The 4,624-nt window shown below is 59.8% G+C and carries 2 protein-coding genes and 1 pseudogene; 1 reads left to right on the plus strand and 2 read right to left on the minus strand.

The genetic code is table 11. From position 1 onward, the window contains the following. A pseudogene (locus QZY44_RS04780) lies at positions 1 to 228 on the plus strand (DDE transposase); the annotation flags it as partial. A gap of 111 nt (positions 229 to 339) precedes the next feature. Here QZY44_RS04780 and QZY44_RS04785 read toward each other — a convergent pair. Together QZY44_RS04785 and QZY44_RS04790 are read right to left on the minus strand one after the other, a co-directional pair. Continuing rightward, positions 340 to 1,050, minus strand: coding sequence for a TerD family protein (locus QZY44_RS04785; RefSeq protein WP_295442966.1), 711 nt, complete (start codon positions 1,048 to 1,050; stop codon positions 340 to 342). A 3-nt stretch (positions 1,051 to 1,053) separates the two neighbouring features. Beyond that, the coding region (locus QZY44_RS04790; RefSeq protein ID WP_295442969.1) for a tubulin-like doman-containing protein at positions 1,054 to 4,624 on the minus strand (3,571 nt) is incomplete at its 5' end.

Consider the following 4,624-nt stretch of genomic DNA (forward strand, 5'->3'; position numbering starts at 1 on the left):
GGCGAGTACGCCCGTGATGAGGACGGCGACGGCTTCCACGAGGTCCATGTCAACACCATGGAGGGCTTCTGGTCACTGTTGCGCTCCTGGCTGCGTCCTCATCGCGGGATCTCCCAGGAGCAATTGCCGCTCTACTTGGGGTTCTTTCAGTTCACGCACAACGTCCGCCGGCGCGGTCGGGGGCTGCTCCAGCCCATGCTCTCGGCCTTGCTGACCAGAACCGCCTGAAACGCAGGAAGAGCCAAGATTTTTTCTTTCTTCTCCGTGTCTCTGTGTCTCCGTGAGAGAACAAGTCTTTGCTTGCACCTTGGCGTAAAACAAATGCTTCTCACAGGATCATCAGGCCACACTGACCCCGAATTGACCGCAGAGCGCCCGTAAACCGCCCGAGAAACCCTGACCGACCGCCTTGAGTTTCCATTCGCCTTTACGGCGATAGATTTCACCAAAGATCATCGCCGTCTCGCCGCCGTATTCCTCGGCAAGCGTAAAGCGGACCAGCTCGGTGGCGGTATCCGCGTCGATGATTCGGATATAGGCCCCGCGCACCTGGCCGAAGTTTCTTACCCGCACCGCGTCATCATAGATGGTCACGCCCACCACGAGGCGCTCGATAGCACTGGGAATCAGGTCCAGCTTGACCGTGAATTTTTCGCCTTCCTTCTTATTGCCGATCAACTCCACGGCGCCGCACGCCGACCTTGGCTGATTGTAGAAAACCAAGTCCGCATCGCCCCGCACCTTACCGCTGGCCGCTGTCATAAAGAGGATTTCATCAAGGTCCATATCTACCCCCGCGGCCGTGCGCTTATCCCAGCACTGATCGATCAGGATGCAACGCAGCCCCGGCGACAATCGCGAGAGTGACACATTCTGCCCCTTGGTCAATGCCACCACCGCCGGCCTGGCCGCGGTCGGGGCACGGGCCGGGGTGGCAGCCGGCGCCAACCGCTTTGGCGCGACGACGACGGCCGGCTGTGGCTTGCCACAAAACGGGCAGTAGGCGAGCGTCCAACCCAGCCTCTCGCCGCAATACTTACAGACCAACACGTCTTAGGCCCCGGTTGGCAGGTCCGGCGGCATGCCGGGCACCCCGGGAACGGGCGGCGGCAGAGCAACTGTCAATAGCGCGGCCAGCTCGGGAATCTGACTGAGCCGCGACCAAGCCGGCAGACCATCGCGCCACGCGAGGGTCGCCCCCGTGAGTTGAGCGGCCTTCACCCACTGCTGGACCTGGATAGCTGGATAGGGACCGCATTGCTGGCCATTCACTACCAGGAAATACTGATACTGCGGCGTTGCCGGGGGCGGAAACGGTGGGGGAGTTGGCACGGCCGCACCGGGTACACTCGGGGGACCCGCGGGCTGAGCCGCACCAACGGGCGTATGACCACTGGCCGGTACGGCTGCCTGCAACAGCGCGTCCAAGGCGTCTGCTTGAAAAAAGATCGGACGCACCACGCGCTTGACCCGCGGCTGCTCACTCTCCTGTACCTCCCACGGGTAGGCGTCCGCGTTGGAGTTTTCCACGGTCTGGCTCCACGCATCCAGCTGCCCCAGCGCCTGGCCCTCATACCGCACACGATCGGCCTCGCTGCCACCCATCCGTTTGGCCTTTTCGCGAAAATCTCGCGCCATTTCCTCGGCCATGGCGGCGGCAAAACCCTTCACCGGCTTTTGGTTACCCGTCTCATCCGACACCAGACAGGGCGTATAGACCTCCTTAGCGTAATAATCAGCCAACACGGCCAGACACAATAGCGGGGTGAGACTCAGTCCACTGACCCGCTCCGTGATCTCGGCGACGATCTGGCTATGATAGGTCTCCGGCAGACCATTCAGCCGAAATGCCCGTTCATTGCCGATACGCCGACTGTCACCGCGGCTGACCGCAAACACATACTGTCCAGGCGGAACCGTTTCACCTCGTGCGTCCCGGCTCACTATGCCGAGCATCACGCCTAACAAGAACTGATAAAAGTCATCGGCCAAGCGATTGAGCTCGGCCGTCGAGGGGGCCAGCGGGTGGGTAAACTGGGTGGAATCGCGGTGGGTATGGAGCGGAATCTTCTCAGACTCCTTGCGATAACTGGTCCGCCACGCCTCCATGCCCCGCAGGGTGGTCAACGGGATACCCGACAACTCGCAATAACAGACCGCCCGCCCCGGTACGCCGGTATCGACAAAGACCACCTGTTGCGGCGAAATGCCGACCCCCGCAGGCACCTGCATCAACAACTCCTCTTTAAAACGCTTCTCGTATTCCGCCGCGCTGGCGACCCCGATATAGCATTTGAACTGGTCCGGCTTGGGCTCGAAATCCTTCCCCCAACTGGCATCCACCCAGGGCATCGCCCGGGTGATCAGCTCTTGGAAACGCCGTTGCCTCTCAATCGGACGCATCGCCTCCAGGGCGAGCAGCAGCGGATCGCCTTCGTCTGCCTGTTGACGCGAAAGTGCCGCAATCTGCTTTTCCGCCTTGACCCGTAACAAGCCAATCAGTCGTTCACGCTCCTTGGGCTCCGCGAGCTGCGGAAACAGGGTTCGCGAGCCACCGATATCGATGAATACCTCGTCGGCCCAGGCCCGCAACTCAGTCACTGCCGGCAGTGGTGCGCCCTCCTCAGGTGTATCCACCAGGATATAGGTCGCATGATCCTTGCGGGTATCTTCGCGCAACAGCTCCACCTTGCTGTCGACCGAGTCGATCATGGCGAGCACGGCGGTGCGGCCAGCCTGCAACTCACCAACCAACCCGCTCCAGGAGGCATCGCCCTGCCCATCGATGCCAAGCCGTTCGCCTAACCATTGGGAGATATTCTTCAACAGTGTCGAGGCATGATTGGCCGCGGTGGCGCGCAGATGAAATTGCAGGAAATGACAGACCTCCTGTTTGATCTGGCTCAGGATCAGCCGCGCCTGCTCCTCCTTATTGCCGAAGCTGAACAAGCCCCCACCCTTGGTCTGCTCCAAGTTGCTCAACAGGCGATCATATTCACAGGTGCGCACCACATCGCGTATCTCACCGTAGCGCCGGGAGTTGTCCGCCAGCGCGGCGATCAGACCAGTGCTGGGATTTTCCAGGCGATCCTTGATCTGCTCAACAAGCGACAGGACGTACTCCAGACCGCCGTACTCCTTGTTGTCGAGATAGACATACAACTGGTCGCGAATTCTGGTCGTCGTGTCATTGAACAACTCGGCAGCACCGTGGCTGACCCGATCCTCCGTGGTGTCGGCGGTGGAATCCTGATCGCGCACCACGTCATGTTCCAGTTGCTTGACCGCCTCCCTGATGCAAGGACCCCACTCGTCCTTATTATTCGTCGAGGCAATCCGCTCAATACTGGCGGCCACCTTCTGCAGCATCCCATCGACCAGCGCACCCTGGCGGTCGACCAGCAGGCGGTCGGTCATCTGATAATCGGTAAACTCTGCGCGGTTGAGCTTCGCCCGGGGATCGCTGAGGTCAGGAAAGTTGGTGAAGGCACGCGGCACGAGTTGGATATACTGCGCCATGAAGTCATCGCGTTGCTTGTCCGTTGCGCGGCGCGTCCCGACATTGGCCATGGCGACACCAAAGAACGCCTTCACCATCTCTGCCGTCCAATGGTAGGCGCGCATATCACGCTGCACGCCACGCTGGGTATCCAGCACCGACTGGCCAAATGCGGAATAGCCCTGGTAATAGGACAAGCGCATGTCGCCATATCGGTTGCCGGGCACCGGCGGGGTAAAGGGGAGAATCTTGTGCTGGCGTTGATTAACGGCGACTGAGCGCTTCTTGTTGGCAAAATCGATCGAGGCAAAATCCTCGAACAGGGCATCGGCCACCATATCATAGATATCTTTCTGGTTACTGGTATGCAACTGTGCCAGGTTGCCTGAATCGATCAGATACACCTCGTCGTAGGGTTTCACACTCAACTCAGGGCGATCGTAGGCATCCCAGCGGGTCACGAAATGCGAACCTCCCCGCATGCAGGTCTCGAGCTCCATAAATGAGGCATAGCCGTTGGCCTCGGTGCGCTCCTTATTGGCGCTTTGGTAGCCGGTGGGCAGAAACATCATCATCTCGACATCCGCCGCACTCACGGTCTCCTTGGCGACCCATTTCGCCAGCCAGCCCATATCGAGAAAGGAACCGGCGCCGGTGCCCCCGGCCACTGAGCCGATGATGACGATACGAAACTTACTCTGATCCAGATCGAGTCCGAGGGCCTTGAGTTGCGTGTCCTTGGACAGTCCGCTTTTCAACCAAACCAACTTAGCTCGGATCTTTTCCTTTATCTTTGGATATTTGTCAAAGAAATACAGGCGCGAGATCGCACGAATCTGACCGGCGCCCTTGGCCGGGTCGATCCCCATCTCACGGATCTTCTTGGGCGTCAGCGGTGACCAGTCCTCGATATAGGGATACCGCGCCAGGTCGTCATCGCTGCGACTGTAGCGCTCGATCTCAAAGGCCTCGATCAGCCGGTCCTCATCGGACAGTTTGACGGCATCGGCCAGCGGGTCGGTCTGCTGGCCAGAGTCTGCGGAAACCACGAACCCGTAGCGGTCCCCAAAAATATAAAGATAAGTGCAACGCAGCCCGCCGCTCCCATTATGTTTTCCGGCGACC

Source organism: uncultured Thiodictyon sp. (assembly GCA_903837595.1).
Taxonomy (GTDB): domain Bacteria; phylum Pseudomonadota; class Gammaproteobacteria; order Chromatiales; family Chromatiaceae; genus Thiodictyon.